Source organism: Yimella sp. NH-Cas1, from assembly GCF_022359705.1.
GTDB lineage: Bacteria > Actinomycetota > Actinomycetes > Actinomycetales > Dermatophilaceae > Yimella > Yimella lutea.
The window spans coordinates 252,135-267,273 of record NZ_JAKSGG010000003.1 but is presented as its reverse complement, the minus strand read 5'-3'; the positions used below and the strand labels follow the sequence as shown (position 1 = coordinate 267,273).

Sequence of the window (15,139 nt, the reverse complement as noted above, 5' to 3'; positions counted from 1 at the left end):
GGTTCGTCAGGGGTTTCTTCAAAGACCGAGTTCGCGGGCTCCGGTGGCGGACGAGTCGCGCAGGAAGTCGGCGCACCGACGGTGTTCCTCCTCCTCGCCGATCTCGCCGGCCGCCTTCGCGAGTACGGCGAGCGCCCGCAGGAAACCACGGTTCGGCTCGTGCTCCCACGGCACCGGACCCTGCCCGCGCCAGCCGGACTTGCGCAGCGAGTCCAAGCCCCGGTGGTAGCCGGTGCGCGCGTAGGCGTATGCCTCGATCACCTCGCCGTCGTCCAATGCGTCCTCGGCCAATGTCGCCCAGACCAGCGACGAGGCCGGGTAACCGCGTGCGACATCGCGCACGTCGACGCCGTCGTCGAGCTTCTGGGCGGCCGGGTCGACAGGGAGCTTGGTCTCGGGGATCCCGAGCAGGTTCTCGCCGCTCACTTGTGGGTTCCGGCCGAGCCGAGGTTCTCGCAGGCTTCGACGATGCGCTCGGCCATGCCGGCCTCGGCCGCCTTGCCCCAGGCACGCGGGTCGTACTGCTTCTTGTTGCCGACCTCGCCGTCGATCTTCAGCACGCCCTCGTAGTTGCCGAGCATCCAACCGGCCACCGGACGGGTGAACGCGTACTGGGTGTCGGTGTCGACATTCATCTTCACGACCCCGTAAGAGACCGCTTCCTTGATCTCTTCGGCGGTCGAGCCCGAGCCCCCGTGGAAGACCAGGTGGAACGGCTTGTCCGTCGAGGTGTTGAACTCGGCCTTGACCGCGTCCTGGGCCTTCTTCAGCACCTCGGGGCGCAGTTTCACGTTGCCCGGCTTGTAGACGCCGTGGACGTTGCCGAAGGTGAGCGCGGTCATGTAGTAACCGTTCTCGCCGACGCCGAGCGCCTTCGCAGTGGCGATGGCGTCCTCGGGCGTGGAGTACAGCTTGTCGTTGATCTCGTGGGCCACGCCGTCCTCCTCGCCGCCGACGACACCGACCTCGATCTCCAGGACGATGTTCGCGGCCTCGCACAGGTCGAGCAGTTCTCGCGCGATCGAGAGGTTCTCGTCCAGCGGCACGGCCGAGCCGTCCCACATGTGTGACTGGAAGTAGGGCAGACCGCCGTTCTTGACCCGCTCCGTGGACGCCGCGATCAGCGGGCGGACGAAGCCGTCCAGCTTGTCCTTCGGGCAGTGGTCGGTGTGCAGCGCGATGTTGACGTCGTAGTTCTTCGCGACTTCCTGCGCGAAGGTCGCGAACGCGAGCGAACCGGCGACCATGTCCTTGACCGTCGGGCCGGACAGGTACTCGGCGCCACCGGTGGAGACCTGGATGATGCCGTCGCTACCGGCGTCGGCGAATCCGCGCAGTGCCGCGTTCAGTGTCTGGCTGCTGCTGACGTTGATCGCCGGGTACGCGAAACCCTCCCGCTTGGCGCGGTCGAGCATGTCGGCGTACACCTCGGGTGTTGCGATGGGCATGGGGTCTCTCCCTCGTGTTCGTGGGCGAGCGTGGCCTCCTCGCCCTGCTGCCACGAGTCTGGCACGCTGGTGCGCAGCCGTGCCGAGCGGTCCGAAGAGACCCGGCGGCCACACCCCCTCACCGACGACTCCCGAACGGAGCCCGATGTCCCGCCGCCTGGTTGCGAGTTCGCTCGCTGCCGCCCTGCTCGCCCTCGTGCCGAACGCACTGCCTCGATCGGCCGACGCCGCAACCACACCCGGTCTGCGCTGGGCGAAGTGTGCCGACGTGCGCACCCACCAGTGCGTGCGGTTTTCGGTGCCGCTCGACCGCAACAACCCGGCGGCAGGATCGACCACGATCGCGGTGGAGCGTCGGCGCGCCTCGGTGCCATCGGCCCGGGTCGGGGCGATCTTCGTCAACCCCGGCGGCCCCGGCGAGGCGGCCACCGCGAAGGTCGACGATTTCGCCCGCATGCTTGGCCGGAAGGTCACCGACAGGTTCGACATCGTCGCGGTCGACCCGCGCGGAGTCGGCCGGTCGACCCAGGTCTCGTGCACGACCCGTCCGGGCACCTCGACACCGCCGAGTCTCGAACCCGGTTTTCCGGTCACGGTCGCGGAGGCTCGCGCGCAGATCAGCCACGACGACGCCGTACGGGCTGCCTGCCGGCGCACCGGCGGCCCGCTGCTGCACCACATGACCACCGCCGACGACGCCCGTGACATGGATCAGGTTCGGGCCCTCCTGGGCGACCGGCAACTGACCTTCGTCGGGTTCTCCTACGGCACCGTGCTCGGGCAGACGTACGCGGCGATGTACCCGTCGCAGGTGCGGGCGATGGTGCTCGACGGCGTGCTCGACCCCGTGCAGTGGACGGCGGGATCGCGCTCGCGGTACGTGCCGATCGGTGCCCGGCTGCACACCGGCGACGGCGCTTGGGCTGCTGTGCGACAGGCGTACGCACAGTGCCAGCGGGCCGGAAAAGCGAAGTGCGCCAGTGCGGCCCGGGGCATCGCGGAGTGGAACACGGTGTGGAGCCTGCTGGTGAAGTCGCCGCGCACCGTATGGGGCAGCCGGTTCACCTGGGCGGATCTGGTGACCAGCACGCTCTACTCGCTGTACGACCCCGGCACCGTGCCCGGCGCACTCGACGACGTGCACAACCTCTACCTCGCCCTCACCGGCAAGCAGGTCTCTCCCGCTGCGGCAACGGCCACGGTCGACCGCCAGGCGTCGCCGGCGCGGCAGGGCTTCGGGCTGCCCGGCGAGGTGCTCGAAGTCACTCGGCAGGCGGTGATGTGCTCCGACTCGCTCGACCCGTACGACCGGTGGGCCACCTGGCGCGCGGCCGCGGCGACGCGCGATCGCACCCGTGGCTTCGACGCCGCCGGCGCCTGGAGCAGCTCGCTGTGCACCAGCTGGCCCGGTGCGGGCAAGGGCGCCTATCGCGGACCGTTCGACCGGCGTCCGGCCACGCCGATCCTGTTCATGAACGCGCTTTACGACCCGGCGACCTCGATCGTCGGCGCCCGCTCGGCCCACGCGATGTCGCCCGGTTCGCGGCTGGTCACCGGCAACAAGGTCGGCCATCTGTTGCTCAACGACAGCGCATGCGCCACCCGGATCCGCACGAACTACCTGTTGACGAAGGCCTTGCCCGCCCGGGATGTCGCGTGCACCGACGTCCGGCCGCTCTACTGACCTTCTGGGTCAGCAACGAACGCGAGTCGCTGCTCAAGGTCTGACCGCTCGACATCGTTGGCACACAAGGAGATCGCTTCGCGATAGGCATCCCCGGCCTGCGTCGTTCGCCCTGCCCGGGTGAGGAACTCCGCCCGCACCGCGTGCAATCGGTGGTTGGTCGGCAGTTCGGTCAGCAGACCGTCGGCCAACGCCATCGCGGCGTCGAGGTCGCCCGCTTCGGCCACGGCGACGGCCCGGTTGAGTCGCACGACCGGCGACCCGGTGAGCTCTTCGAGTTGCCGGTAGAGGTCGGCGATCGTCACCCAGTCGGTGTCTTGTGCACGGGCGACCCGGGCATGCTCAGCGGCGATCAGCGCCTGCAGCAGGTAGGACGCCGCGACCGGGCCGTCGATCTCGATCGCGGGTGACGTCTCCCGTCCGGTGAGCGCGCCGAGCAGGTCGAGCCCCTCGGCGATCTCGTGCTGGTGCCAGGTCGAACGCTGCTGGTCGGGCAGACGCACCAACTCACCGGCATCGCCCACGCGTGCGTCGCGCCGGGAGTGCTGCAGCAGCATGAGTCCGAGCAGGGCGGTGAGCGACTGGCTCGCCCGGGCAACCGGGCTGCTCGAACGCATCAACCGCACCAATCGGATTGCCTCACCGGCCAGTTCGACCCGCACGAGGTCGGGGCCGCTGCCGGGTGCGTAGCCGGCGGTGAACGCCAGATAGGCGACTTGGGCCACGGTGTCGAGACGTCCGGGCAGCACCCGGGCGTCAGGCAGGGCGAGCGGGATGCCCGCAGCGATGACCTTCTTGCGCGCGCGAGTCAGCCGCGCCGCCATCGTCGGCTCACTCACCAGGAAGAGTTTGGCGATGTCGCCGGTCGGCACGCCGAGCACGAGCCGGAGGGTCAGTGCGGCGCCTGCCTCGGGCGCGAGCGCCGGATGCGCCGCGAGCAGCACCAGCCGCAGCAGCTCGTCACCACGGTCGTTGTCCTGCATGCGATTCCGTTCGTCGATCGCCAGCAACGGCTGCTTGCGGGCGGCTATCGCCTCGGCCCTGACCCGGTCGGCGATCCGGCGCTTCGCGGTCGTCATCAGCCAGCCGGCCGGGTTGGTCGGAGTGCCGTCTCCCGGCCAGACGCGCGCCGCCTGTTCGAACGCCTCGGCCAGCGCGTCCTCGGCGAGGTCGAGGCGGCGCGAGTGCGCGACGAGCAGGGCCAGCAGTCGGCCCCACTCGTCGCGGTGGATCTGTTCGAGCGACATCTACGCCGAGACGTCGATGTCGACGACCGGCCTGATCTCCAGGCTGTAGCAGTCCGGCAGCAGTTCGCACCACGCCACCGCTTGGTCGAGATCAGTCGCCTCCACCAGGTAGTAGCCGCCGATCGTCTCGGTCGTCTCGGCGACCGGGCCGTCGGTCACCGTCGTCGTGCCCGGCGGCAGATGCTTCGCCTCGGTGGAGGCGTGCAGTTCAGCGCCGCCGGTGATCTTGTGGCCGCGCTCGACCAGCGACTTGCTGAACAGGCTGTACTGCTCGTAGCCGTGTTTGCGCTCCTCAGCCGTCATCGTCGTCCACCAGCGGTCGGCGTCGCCGACGATCAGCACCATGTACTCGGTCATCTCAGTGCTCCTCGACGTCAGGGTGCGGGAATACGAGATCCTCGGGCTCGTGCGCAAACTCCTCGGGTGCCGGCAGCAGAATCAGATACCTGGCCATGTTCGCTCCTTGTTTCGATGTGTTCTGACATCACCATGACGAACGGGCTCGACGAACATCGACAGCCGCGCGAAGAAAACTCGTTCAGTTTCCCGTCGGGCGGATCTCGCTGCCGCAAACGCCGGTGGCGCCGTGCGCGCCACCGACGATCGACCATGTGCCGACGTGCAGCGTTTGCGAGTGGTGTCACTGCCTGTCCACTGCCCACCCAGCCGGCCCTGGTTTACCTGTGGACAAACCAGCCTTCCGGTTAGGGCTGTGGATACCGACGGGTATCGAATTCTTCTGTCTTTCAAGAGAATTCGTTGTGCAAGTCCTCCCTTCGGGCTCGAACAGACGTACGATAAAGGTAGTCCGAAAGCACCTTGGGAGGAGGCACCGGCATGACCACCGACGAATCGTTCGAGGCGTTGTCCGAAGGCATGCACGACTCGTATTCGGGTGAAGCTGCCTCCTGCGCCGCAGTGGTGTCGGACGCGTTGGCCGCGGTGACCCGGCTGGCGCAGTTGACCGACAACCTCACTGATGCCGAACTCACTGCGGCGATGAGATCACTCGCGCTGGTGCACCAACAGACCGAAGCAGCCATGGTGAGCATCGCGTCCGACGCGATCGAGCGTGGTGCGGTGTACCGGTCAACAGCGGCTGATGCGACACAGTGGGTGCGGCGGCTGTCGACCGGTGAGTCCGCAACTGCGCTCCTGAGTGCCGACACCGTCTCTGCTGCAGGGCCGCTCGTGCCGGTCGACGAACCTGACTCCGCCTCCGCCGATGATGTGGACGAGCCGTGGCAGTGCGGTCTCGAACCCTCCCACGCCTCCCGGATCGCGAAGATCGCCGACGCCGTCCGCTCCCCGCTCAACAAACCGTTGGCAGATGCATTGCAGTCGGGGCGGACCAACACCACCATCGCGAAAACCTGCCTCGACAACATCGACAAAATCCGGGCAGTCATCCCGACCGCGAGCCGCGAGGAGATCTACGGCTGGTTGCTTACCCTCGACGTCGGAGCCGGCGCGAAAACCGTCCGGGAACTCACCAAGCGCATCCTCGCCCAGTACGGCGACGAGGTCCTCGACCAGGCTGAGGACGAGCACCAACGCGTCGAATCACTGTCCTGGTCGGACGAACCGAACGGGATGGTGAGGTTCACCGCCGACCTGTCGCCCGATCACGCCGAACAGTTGAAGCAGGCCGTCGACTCGCTCGCCGGACCATCACCGAAATCAGCGTGTTGCGATGATCCGCACCACCGGCACACCCTGGGCCCCGACGGCACGTCACAGAAGACGGGTGAGCCCGACCCCAGGAGCGCCGGGAAGCGTCGCGCCGACGCCCTGGTGTTGCTGCTGGGTCTCGGCGCCGAAGCCGTCGACGCAGACCGGGAGATCAAACACCGCGGATCCGCCACGTTGGTCGTCACGATCGACTTCCTCGTCCTCGCCGGGATCCTCGCCGGGCTCGGCATCACCGACACCGACACCGGCATCACCCCCGACACCGTCCGACAACTCGCCTGCGACGCGAAGATCCTGCCGATGGTCCTCGGATCGAAGAACCAACCCCTCAACATCGGCCGCAAGAAACGCTTGGTGGAAGACGAACTCCGACGAGCCGTGATCCACCGCGACAAACACTGCACCTACGCCGGCTGCGACCGACCACCGGTCATGTGCGACGTCCACCACGTCGAATCCTGGTGGGCCGGCGGCGACACCTCGTTGGCGAACAGTGCCCTCCTGTGCAGCACCCACCACCGCATCGTCCACCGCGACCACCTCACCGCCACCGCCACCGTCACCGACACCGGCGTCACCTGGCACTACGCCCACACCGAGACCGCAGTCGCATAACAATTCCCCTTGGTTCCGAAACGCGCTCGTCCCTCGCGCTCCTCAGCCCAGCGGCAGTGGGGGTCAGCGGCAGGGGGCTCAGCGGCGGTCGGAGGCGACGTACGCCGCGCCCGCGGCGAGCGCTGTGACGGCAGCAACCGAGGGCCACGCGCCGATCTTCTTGGCCAGCGGGTGCGAACCGCCGAAGCCGCCCAGGTACAGAGCGCTCAGCGCGCCGGCGGTGACCGGGCCACCCTTGGCCAGCCAGGTGCGTCCGGCCAGTGCTCCGCAACCGGCCAACAGCACGCCACCCAGCGGGCGGATGCCGCTCTCGCGGGCGACCAGGAATCCGCCGACCAGTCCCAGCGCCACGACCGGCGCGGTGTGGACCTCGGTCGCGGGCAGCAGGCTCATTCCGTTTCGTGCGCTCATGGCTGCACGGTACGACGCGAGTCTGGGCGGGCGATCGGCAGGCTCGGCCGCTGACCCCAGACGTGTCGACGGATCCACGCGTGCATCGCCACCGCCGCCGCCGCACCGGCGTTGATCGAACGGGTGGAGCCGTACTGCTCGATGTGCAGGATCACCTCGCACACCTCGCGCATCGGCGCCGACAACCCAGGCCCCTCCTGCCCGAAGACCAGCACGCACCCGCGCGGCAGGTCGTAGGGCTCGATCGGCACCGAGCCCGGCACGTTGTCGATACCCACCAGCGTCAGACCCTCGGCGGCCGCCCAGTCAGCGAGGTCCTGGGCCGTCGGGTGGTGGAACTCGTGCTGGTAACGGTCGGTGACCATCGCGCCGCGCCGATTCCACCGCCGCTTGCCGACGATGTGGAAAGCCTTGGCGTTGAACGCGTTCGCGGTGCGGATCACCGAGCCGATGTTGAAGTCGTGCTCCCAGTTCTCGACCGCGACATGGAAGTCGTGCCGGGAGGTGTCGAGGTCGGCGACGATCGCCTCGAGGGTCCAGTAGCGGTAGCGGTCCTCGACGTTGCGCCGGTCGCCGTCACGTAACAACTGCTCGTCGTAGGGCGCCTGCACGGCACCGGAATCGTCGACCGGCCAGTCGCCGGGCCAGGGCCCGACACCGATCTCGTCCTCGACCTGGCTGTCGCCCGAGTTCTGCTGAGACACGCGGCTCAGTGCAGCAGACGCGACAGGAACTGCTGCAGACGGGGGTTCTCCGAATGCTCCAGCACCTGCTCGGGGGCGCCGCGTTCGACGATCTGTCCGCCGTCGAGGAAGCACACCTGGTCGGCCACCGAGCGGGCGAACCCCATCTCGTGGGTGTTGAGGATCATCGTGACGCCCTCCTGCTTGAGTTCGCCAAGCAGATCGAGCACCTCCCCGACGAGTTCGGGGTCGAGCGCGGAGGTGACCTCGTCGAGCAGCATCAGCCGCGGGGAGTTCACCAGCGCGCGAGCGATCGCGACGCGCTGCTGCTGACCACCTGAGAGGTCGTCGGGGCGGGCTTTCGCCTTGTGCGCCAGGCCGACCCGCTCGAGCATGCCCATCGCCGCATCGCGGGCCTCGGCTCGGTCGCGCTTGTGCACACGTACCGGCGCGAGCGTGACGTTGTCGAGCACGCTCATGTGCGGGAACAGGTTGTACGCCTGGAAGACGACACCCATCTGGGCACGCACCTTGTCGACATCGACCCGCGGGTCGGTGATGTCGCGTCCGGCGAAGGTGACGACACCGTCGTCGACCTCCTCCAGCAGGTTGATGCAGCGCAGGATCGTCGACTTGCCCGAGCCGGAGGCCCCGATGAGCACGACGCACTCGCCTTCGTCGACGGCGAGGTCGACCTGCCGCAGCACGGTGTGCGCGCCGAAGGTCTTCCGCACACCGTCGAGTTCGAGCAGGCTCACAGCATCCCTCCCGCACCCTGGAAGCCCTGCTTGCGCGCGTACCAGTCGGTGAGCCGTGCCATCGGCACCGTGAGGCAGACGAACAGGAAGCCGGCGACGACGTACGGCGTGAAGTTGAAGTCGACGGCGGTGGAGATCTGGGCCGCCTTGATCGCGTCGACCACACCGAGCACCGCGATGAGACCGGAGTCCTTCTGCAGTGACACGAGGTCGTTCATCAGGGCCGGGATGACCCGACGCACCGCCTGCGGCATCACCACGAACCGCAACGTCTGGCCGTAGCCGAGCCCGAGCGACCGGGCAGCGGCACGCTGCGACGGGTGCACCGATTCGATGCCGGCGCGCAGCACCTCCGCGACGTACGCCGAATAGGACAGCACCAGCGCGACGCCACCCCAGAAGATGCTGGTGTCGGGCAGCCCCTGCAGACCCAGCGCCGGCATGCCGAACCCCAGCAGCAGCAGCAACAGCAGCAGCGGCAGACCGCGGAACAGGTCGGTGTGGACCACCGCGAACATCCGTAACGGGAAGAACACCGGGCCGCGCAGCGTGCGCATCACCGCAAGCAGCATCGAGCACGCGAGGATGACGACGCCGCAGATGAGCATCACCCTGATGTTCAGCCAAAGCCCGCGCAGCACATCGGGGAACGACTCCTTCGCCTTCTCCCAGTTGAAGAAGGTTTCGTGCACGGCGGCCCAGCCCGGGCTGGTGACCAGCAACGTGCCGGCGACACCGAGCACCACGATCGTGCTCAACGTCGCGATGAGCGCGGACCTCCGTTGCCGGCTCGCCCGGTAGGCGGCCCGTTCCCGCTCGACGGCCGACGGGGTCCAGTCGTCCTTGGTCGTTGCTTCGTTCGGGGCAGCGGTCATCGCCGGCTTCCGACGACGACTGCTGGGCGCACGCGGCGGGTCACGACAGCTTCGGCGCGCCCTGCTTGGACAGCCACTCGTCGGCGAGCTGGGTCAGGGTGCCCTTCGACCGCAGCGCGTCGACCGCCTTGGTGACGCACTCAGTGAGGGCAGAACCCTTCGGCAGCACCGCACCGAACTGCTCGGGCTTGTCGGCGGCCTGCAGCTGCCCGACGATCGCGCCCTTGTCGTCCATCTGCGCCGCGGTCATGTAGAACGCGGTCGGCAGGTCGACGACGATGCCGTCGACCTGGTGACTCTTGAGCGCCTGGACGGCGAGGTCGTTGGTGTCGAAGACCGACGGGTCCTTGCTCGGCTTGATCTGGTTCTTCAGCGCGGTGTACGAGGTGGTGCCCACCTGCGCACCGAGCTTGGCGTTCTTCAGGTCGGCGACCGTCGTCTTGCCGTCGATCGGGCTGCCCTTGTAGGTGATGACGACCTGGGTGACGTCGTAGTAACCGCTGGAGAAGTCGACGGCCTTGCGGCGGTCCTCGCTGATCGAGACCTGGTTGAGGTCGAGGTCGAACGCCTTCGGGCCGGGGGTGATCACGTTGTTGAACGGCACCTTCGCCCAGACCACCTCGGCCTTGGTGTAGCCGAGTTCCTGCGCGATCGCGTAGGCGACGGCCGACTCGTACCCCTTGCCGTTGCTCGGGGTGTTGTCGGAGAACCACGGCTCGTAGGCCGGGTTGTCGGTGCCGATCGTCAGCTTGCCCGCGGTCTTCGTCTTCAGCGACGCCTTGTCGCAGGACGCCGCAGCCGACGTACCCGAACCGGCCGCAGACGAACTGGTCGAGCTCGACGAATCCGACTTCGGCGCACCGCACGCAGCGAGCAGGACGACCGTGGACACCACACCGATGCGCCGGGCGAACAGGCCGGCGGAGGAAGAACGCAGCATGGCCGAAGCGTACGCGGGCGGCGCCGCCCGAATTCGGGCGATTCCGCAGAGTGGTCACCCGTTCAGTGGCGGCGACACTGCCGATTGCGGCGGCTCGCGGGCGACATTCAGGGAACGATCATCCGTCCCCGTACGCTGGTGTCCCGTGATGCATACTTTCGCTCCTGTCGCTCTCGGCCCGAGCTGGATGGACCCTGCGTGGCTCCTCGAGCAGTACGGCGGGGCGTTCTTCTGGATCTCGCTCGCGATCGTCTTCATCGAGTGCGGCCTGTTCTTCCCGATCCTGCCCGGCGACTCGCTGCTGTTCGCGGTCGGCATGTTCTCGGTCAGCTCCCAGGGCATCGGCATCCCGCTGTACCTGTCGATCCCAGCGCTGATGATCGCAGCGTTCGCCGGCAACGTCGTCGGCTACGAGATCGGACGCAAACTAGGTGAACCGCTGTACGAGCGGGACGGGCGCATCATCAAACGCAAGTACTTCGACCAGACCAACGCGTTCTTCGACAAGCACGGCAACAAGGCCCTGGTCATCGGACGCTTCGTGCCGATCGTGCGCACGTTCATCACCGTCGTTGCCGGCGTCTCCAAGATGGACCGCCGCCGGTTCTTCACCTGGTCGGGTGTCGGCGCCGTCCTGTGGGTCGGGCTGATCGTCGGAGCCGGCGCGCTGCTGGGCAACGTGGCGTTCGTGCGCGACAACCTAGAGACCGCCATCCTGATCATCGTGGCGGTCTCGGTGCTGCCGATGATCGTCGAGTACATCCGCCACCGCCGCCAGGCCGAGGCGATCATCGACGAGACCACGGACGCGGCCCGCGACATCGTCACCGGCGATCACAAGAACTGATCGGCGAACGCGCCGAGGCGCCCGGACCGCTTCGGTCCGGGCGCCTCGCTGTCTGCGATGCCGCTCACCAGGTCACCATCGGGCGCGGCTGTTGAGGGGCGCTCTGCTCCTCCTCCACCCGACGCGCGGCGGCCCGCTTGGCGAACGCCTGAGCGTACCCGGCGCCCGCCGCCAGGAGCGTGAGACCGACGACGATGAAGGCACCGGCGCGGACGATGCCGTCCAGACTGGACAAGTCGTGCAGGAACAGCTTGCCCAGCGCCAGGACACTGACGCTCAGCCCCATCGAAACGGTCGCGGTCGCGCTGCCCTCCACGCGTAGGCTCAGCCACAGCAGCGCCGAAGCGATCAGCATCCAGGTCACCGTGATCGCGAACTGCGCAACCGGGCGGCCGCCGTCGCCGAGCACGAGGGCGAACAGTCCGCGGTGCACCAGACCGACGCTCGCCAGCAGAGCGATCGTGCCGAGCGCGGTGGCACCTTCCTTGTCCGCACCGTAGCGGCGCACACCGACCAGCGCGATCAGCAGAGCGGAGATCGTCATCAACAGACCCGCGGTGAACGCGACGCCGGGTTCGTCCTCGACCGAGGTCCCGACTCCCGTGACAGCGACGGCGAGGTACCCGGCCGCGGTGAAGACGATCGACAACGCCGCGGCGTAGTGGTTCTTCACCTGGTAGGTGGACGCTGCCAGGACGACACCGATACCGAGCAGGATCACCGACAACCACGGACCGCGGGTGACGGTCACTGCGGACGCCAGCAGTGCAGCACCGACCACGAGAGCCGCGGCTGCAGAGGTACCGGCACCCACCTGTCGGGCGGCGATCACCGCGCCGAGGGTCATCACGGCGATCGCCGCGCCGGCGATCGCGGCGACCGGACCGGTCAGGGAAGTGACGGCGACGATCATCGGCACACTCGCGACGGCGTACACGCAGGCAGTGATCCATTCGTTCGTGCGACGGCTCGCCGTCAGTGCCGAGGAGAGAGCGATCGTGGCCACGAGGTAGGCCGCGATGTGCGTGCTGGCCCGGTACGACTCCAGTTCTGCGGCGACCGTCGCCGCGAGCGCCACCGGCAGGGTGCGGGCGGCTGCGATGGCCGGCCAGTCCTTGGAGAACTCGGGGACGCAGCCGGCCGCCTGCAACAGCACGAGGAAGGCGATCAGCGGGACGGTGAGACCTTCGGTCAGCACCGGGGCGAGCACGCCGACTCCGGCGGTCATCATCACCGCAAGAGCCTGAGAGTTCCAGCGCATCGCGATCGCCACCGTGCCGGCCGCGATCGCCGCGGCGATCACGAGTCCGGCGGCTCCGGGGATCCATTCGTAGAAGTTGGTCGCCGCGACCACGCACAGGAAGAGGCCGGCGGTACCGGTCGCGGCCAGTGCGATGGCACCGATGCGTCCACCGAGGCGCGACTCCAGGCGAATCGATCCTGCGAGCAGCAGACCGGACAGCAGTGCGCCGCCGGTCACGCGAATCTCGGGGCGCAGCAGTCCTGCTCGGGCAGCGATGACCAGCAGCATGACGACGCCGATGAGGGTCACGAAGACCCCTGCGCCGGCGAAGATCTTGCCGATGACACCGTCGCGCTCCCACCAAGGTCGGCGGACCTGTGGTCGGAGCGGCGGGTATTGATAGGCCGGCTGCGGACCGGACCCGGTGTTGTAGTGAGCGCCGTTCGGGTACTGGTGCTGACCCTGCGGGCCAGGCTGAGTGTTCGGTGTCGTGTTCATGCCTTCAACCCTGGTTCGGCGCGGCCGAACGGACATGAGTAGCACTACTCAACCGACATAGGTACTTCCTGAACGTTCCCCTACCTACGTGTGCAGACGACGGCGTCCACACCGGAGCCGGTCTCAGTCGAGACCGTGCTCCATGGCGTACCTCGCCAACTCGACGCGGTTGCTCAGCTGGAGTTTGCGCAAGGACGACTGGACGTGGTTCTCGACGGTGCGGTGCGAGACACCGAGGCGGGTGCCGATCTGCTTGGCGCTCAAGCCTTTTGCGACAAACCGGAGCACCTCGGTCTCGCGGTCGGTGAGCTTGGGCAGGTCCGGTCCGTCGCCCGTCGGGACGGTCGCCATCCGGCGGTACTCCCCCAGCACCAGACCGGCCAGGCCGGGCGTGAAGATCGCTTGTCCCTCGGCAGTGGCGGTGACGGCCTCCACGAGTTCAGCTTGGCTCGCCGACTTCACCAGGTATCCGCTGGCACCGGCCTTGACCGCTTCCAGCACGTCCTCGCGCTCGGAGGACGCGGACAGGACGAGAATCCGGGTCGCCGGTGAGTGTTCCAGCACGGCGACCGTCGCCTGTGCGCCGTTTCCGTCCGGAAGGTGCATATCCATCAGGACGACGTCGGGCTTGGTCGCAGCTGCTCGATTCGCCGCTGCCGCAACAGAATCCGCGGTTGCGACCACCTCGAATCCGTGCTCGGTGAGGTCACGACCGACACCGTCGCGCCACATCGGGTGGTCGTCGACCACCATGATCGTCGTCATCGCTGCTCGGCTCCCGTCGACGGAATGTGTACCTCCCACTCGGTGCCCTCACCGGGCGCGGTGAACAGGTCGACCGTGCCGCCGAGGTCGGTGACGCGACCCCTGATCGACTTGCTCACACCCATCCTGCCCTCGGCCGCTGCCTCGGCGAGCCGGGACGGGTCGAAGCCCGCACCGTCGTCCCGCACCGTCACCACGATCTCCTCGCCGTCGTCCTCGAGCAGGACGTACGACCTCGCGTCGGCGCCGGCATGCTTGGCGGTGTTGTCGATCGCGGCACACACGACGGCCACGATCTCGTCGGTCATCTGCTCGGGCAGCACGATCGGTTGCCCGGGCGCGGCGAGGGAAACCTGCGTCGGCAGTACTTCCTCAAGGCGTGATCGCAGGTCACGCTCCACCGGCACCGGCGCCTTGACGCCGGCCTGACGAGACAGCAGTTTGCGTAACGCGTCCTCCTGCTCCGCGGCCAGTCGGGCGAGTTCGGCTGTCGGACCACCGATTTCCGCGCCCCTGCGACGCACGAGCGCGAGCACCTGGAGGGTCGAGTCGTGCACCTCCCGGGCCAGTCGTTCGCGCTCCGATGCGGCCGCCTCGAGCCGGATCGCCCGGTCTATCTGCTCGCGGGCACGCCGGACGATCTGGGCTCCCATCCCGACCGCAAGGCCGACGGTCAGCAGAATCGGCAGCGTCGCGTCGAAACCGATGTTGTCGAGTTGGTTGCAGATCGCGAGCGCCGACAGCCCGACGAGACCGGCGCACGCCAGTCCCCACCACGGACCGAGCAGGATCGCAACGGACACAACCGCATTCGCGGCCCAAAAGGTCGTAGGCACCGTCTGGTGGCGATCGAAGTAGTTGTTCTTACCGCCCACCACCAAGGTGCTAGCCATGAGCAACAGCGTCACCACGACCTCGGCTGCGACGACCTGCCGGCGGCGGCGGTACCCGAACGCGAGCAGCATCGCCGCGATGCCCGACCAGATCAACATCAGGGCGAAGACGGCCCAACTCAGCAAGGGTCGGACGTAATGCTCGACCACGGTCCACTGCACCGCACCGGCATAGATCAGCGAGGCGAGACGAAACACCTGGGCGGCGCGCCACAACGGCAACAGACCCGATGAATCGCGTTGCAGCGTCGCCGTACTCACGTCATCACAGTAGTCGGCAAAGCGCACTGACCTGCGAAGTTGATGCTCTCTTGGTGAACCTTGCGAAACCCATACCTGCGTCTGGTGCGCACCTGACGTACTGCTTCGTAGGTTGGGACCGGCGCCCGACGCGTGACGCCGAACCGACGAAAGGCTCATCATGACCACGCGCATGACCAAGCGCATCGGCGACGGCTTTACCAGTTCCCCGGCCAAGGCGGCGAACGCCGCCTTCGTGCGCCGCTGACCGACAGCCGCGCACCCACGAACGCGAAAGGT

15 protein-coding genes are annotated in these 15,139 nt (G+C 67.9%); 3 read left to right on the top strand and 12 right to left on the bottom strand.

Annotated features, from left to right (window positions below; translation table 11 throughout):
• Positions 1-18: 18 nt before the first annotated feature.
• Both MF407_RS01640 and fbaA read right to left on the bottom strand, forming a co-directional pair.
• Entirely contained in the window at positions 19-426 is a 408-nt protein-coding gene (locus tag MF407_RS01640) for a DUF3151 domain-containing protein (RefSeq protein WP_129624665.1), read from the bottom strand.
• Positions 423-1,448: a class II fructose-bisphosphate aldolase gene (fbaA, locus tag MF407_RS01635; RefSeq protein ID WP_129624666.1), complete on the bottom strand. Its 1,026-nt coding sequence runs from the start codon at positions 1,446-1,448 to the stop codon at positions 423-425. Before fbaA ends, MF407_RS01640 begins: the two co-directional genes overlap by 4 nt.
• A gap of 145 nt (positions 1,449-1,593) precedes the next feature.
• Between fbaA and MF407_RS01630 the strand changes: the two genes are divergently transcribed.
• Entirely contained in the window at positions 1,594-3,132 is a 1,539-nt protein-coding gene (locus MF407_RS01630) for an alpha/beta hydrolase (protein ID WP_239700998.1), read from the top strand.
• Here the strand turns inward: MF407_RS01630 and MF407_RS01625 are convergent.
• Both MF407_RS01625 and MF407_RS01620 read right to left on the bottom strand, forming a co-directional pair.
• A complete protein-coding gene (locus MF407_RS01625) occupies positions 3,126-4,379 on the bottom strand; it encodes a DUF6596 domain-containing protein (RefSeq protein WP_129624668.1) in 1,254 nt (417 codons plus the stop codon). The genes MF407_RS01630 and MF407_RS01625 overlap by 7 nt on opposite strands.
• Positions 4,380-4,736 carry a YciI family protein gene (locus MF407_RS01620; protein WP_239700996.1) on the bottom strand — a complete coding sequence of 119 codons (357 nt, stop codon included), beginning with the start codon at positions 4,734-4,736 and terminating at the stop codon, positions 4,380-4,382.
• 480 nt (positions 4,737-5,216) lie between these two features.
• Here MF407_RS01620 and MF407_RS01615 point away from each other — a divergent pair, with 480 nt between their 5' ends.
• The gene (locus MF407_RS01615) at positions 5,217-6,686 is read left to right on the top strand and encodes an HNH endonuclease signature motif containing protein (protein ID WP_239700994.1); all 1,470 of its coding nucleotides are present in this window, start codon (positions 5,217-5,219) and stop codon (positions 6,684-6,686) included.
• Positions 6,687-6,764: 78 nt separating this feature from the next.
• Here MF407_RS01615 and MF407_RS01610 read toward each other — a convergent pair whose 3' ends face one another.
• Genes MF407_RS01610 through MF407_RS01590 form a run of 5 tightly spaced genes read right to left on the bottom strand, consistent with a single transcriptional unit; the run spans position 6,765 to position 10,353 of the window.
• The gene (locus tag MF407_RS01610) at positions 6,765-7,097 is read right to left on the bottom strand and encodes a hypothetical protein (RefSeq protein ID WP_168990140.1); all 333 of its coding nucleotides are present in this window, start codon (positions 7,095-7,097) and stop codon (positions 6,765-6,767) included.
• Positions 7,094-7,801 (bottom strand): TrmH family RNA methyltransferase, encoded by a 708-nt coding sequence (locus MF407_RS01605; RefSeq protein ID WP_239700992.1) that lies wholly within the window; start codon positions 7,799-7,801, stop codon positions 7,094-7,096. The genes MF407_RS01610 and MF407_RS01605 overlap by 4 nt, the downstream gene beginning before the upstream one ends.
• 5 nt (positions 7,802-7,806) lie before the next feature.
• Entirely contained in the window at positions 7,807-8,538 is a 732-nt protein-coding gene (locus MF407_RS01600; RefSeq protein ID WP_239700990.1) for an amino acid ABC transporter ATP-binding protein, read from the bottom strand.
• Complete coding sequence (locus MF407_RS01595) at positions 8,535-9,413, bottom strand: amino acid ABC transporter permease (protein ID WP_239700988.1); 879 nt, start codon at positions 9,411-9,413, stop codon at positions 8,535-8,537. The genes MF407_RS01600 and MF407_RS01595 overlap by 4 nt, the downstream gene beginning before the upstream one ends.
• A gap of 40 nt (positions 9,414-9,453) precedes the next feature.
• Positions 9,454-10,353 carry an ABC transporter substrate-binding protein gene (locus tag MF407_RS01590; protein ID WP_239700985.1) on the bottom strand — a complete coding sequence of 300 codons (900 nt, stop codon included), beginning with the start codon at positions 10,351-10,353 and terminating at the stop codon, positions 9,454-9,456.
• A 148-nt stretch (positions 10,354-10,501) separates the two neighbouring features.
• Here MF407_RS01590 and MF407_RS01585 point away from each other — a divergent pair, with 148 nt between their 5' ends.
• The gene (locus tag MF407_RS01585; protein WP_239702832.1) at positions 10,502-11,200 is read left to right on the top strand and encodes a VTT domain-containing protein; all 699 of its coding nucleotides are present in this window, start codon (positions 10,502-10,504) and stop codon (positions 11,198-11,200) included.
• A 64-nt stretch (positions 11,201-11,264) separates the two neighbouring features.
• On the opposite strand, the gene MF407_RS01580 is transcribed toward MF407_RS01585, so the two are convergent.
• The 3 genes from MF407_RS01580 to MF407_RS01570 all read right to left on the bottom strand — a co-directional run bounded on the left by MF407_RS01580 (position 11,265) and on the right by MF407_RS01570 (position 14,860).
• Positions 11,265-12,941: a DUF2339 domain-containing protein gene (locus MF407_RS01580; protein ID WP_239700981.1), complete on the bottom strand. Its 1,677-nt coding sequence runs from the start codon at positions 12,939-12,941 to the stop codon at positions 11,265-11,267.
• Positions 12,942-13,064: 123 nt separating this feature from the next.
• Positions 13,065-13,706, bottom strand: a complete 642-nt coding sequence (locus MF407_RS01575) for a response regulator transcription factor (RefSeq protein WP_239700978.1) — start codon at positions 13,704-13,706, stop codon at positions 13,065-13,067.
• Positions 13,703-14,860 carry a DUF5931 domain-containing protein gene (locus MF407_RS01570; RefSeq protein ID WP_239700975.1) on the bottom strand — a complete coding sequence of 386 codons (1,158 nt, stop codon included), beginning with the start codon at positions 14,858-14,860 and terminating at the stop codon, positions 13,703-13,705. The genes MF407_RS01575 and MF407_RS01570 overlap by 4 nt, the downstream gene beginning before the upstream one ends.
• Positions 14,861-15,139: the final 279 nt, after the last annotated feature.

Bases quoted from the DNA above. Each gene is read 5' to 3' on its own strand.
- MF407_RS01620 (WP_239700996.1), bottom strand. From the start codon at position 4,736: ATGACCGAGTACATGGTGCTGATCGTCGGCGACGCCGACCGCTGGTGG.
- MF407_RS01590 (WP_239700985.1), bottom strand. From the start codon at position 10,353: ATGCTGCGTTCTTCCTCCGCCGGCCTGTTCGCCCGGCGCATCGGTGTG.
- MF407_RS01585 (WP_239702832.1), top strand. From the start codon at position 10,502: ATGCATACTTTCGCTCCTGTCGCTCTCGGCCCGAGCTGGATGGACCCT.
- fbaA (WP_129624666.1), bottom strand. From the start codon at position 1,448: ATGCCCATCGCAACACCCGAGGTGTACGCCGACATGCTCGACCGCGCC.
- MF407_RS01615 (WP_239700994.1), top strand. From the start codon at position 5,217: ATGACCACCGACGAATCGTTCGAGGCGTTGTCCGAAGGCATGCACGAC.
- MF407_RS01575 (WP_239700978.1), bottom strand. From the start codon at position 13,706: ATGACGACGATCATGGTGGTCGACGACCACCCGATGTGGCGCGACGGT.
- MF407_RS01595 (WP_239700988.1), bottom strand. From the start codon at position 9,413: ATGACCGCTGCCCCGAACGAAGCAACGACCAAGGACGACTGGACCCCG.
- MF407_RS01630 (WP_239700998.1), top strand. From the start codon at position 1,594: ATGTCCCGCCGCCTGGTTGCGAGTTCGCTCGCTGCCGCCCTGCTCGCC.
- MF407_RS01625 (WP_129624668.1), bottom strand. From the start codon at position 4,379: ATGTCGCTCGAACAGATCCACCGCGACGAGTGGGGCCGACTGCTGGCC.
- MF407_RS01580 (WP_239700981.1), bottom strand. From the start codon at position 12,941: ATGAACACGACACCGAACACTCAGCCTGGCCCGCAGGGTCAGCACCAG.
- MF407_RS01610 (WP_168990140.1), bottom strand. From the start codon at position 7,097: ATGAGCGCACGAAACGGAATGAGCCTGCTGCCCGCGACCGAGGTCCAC.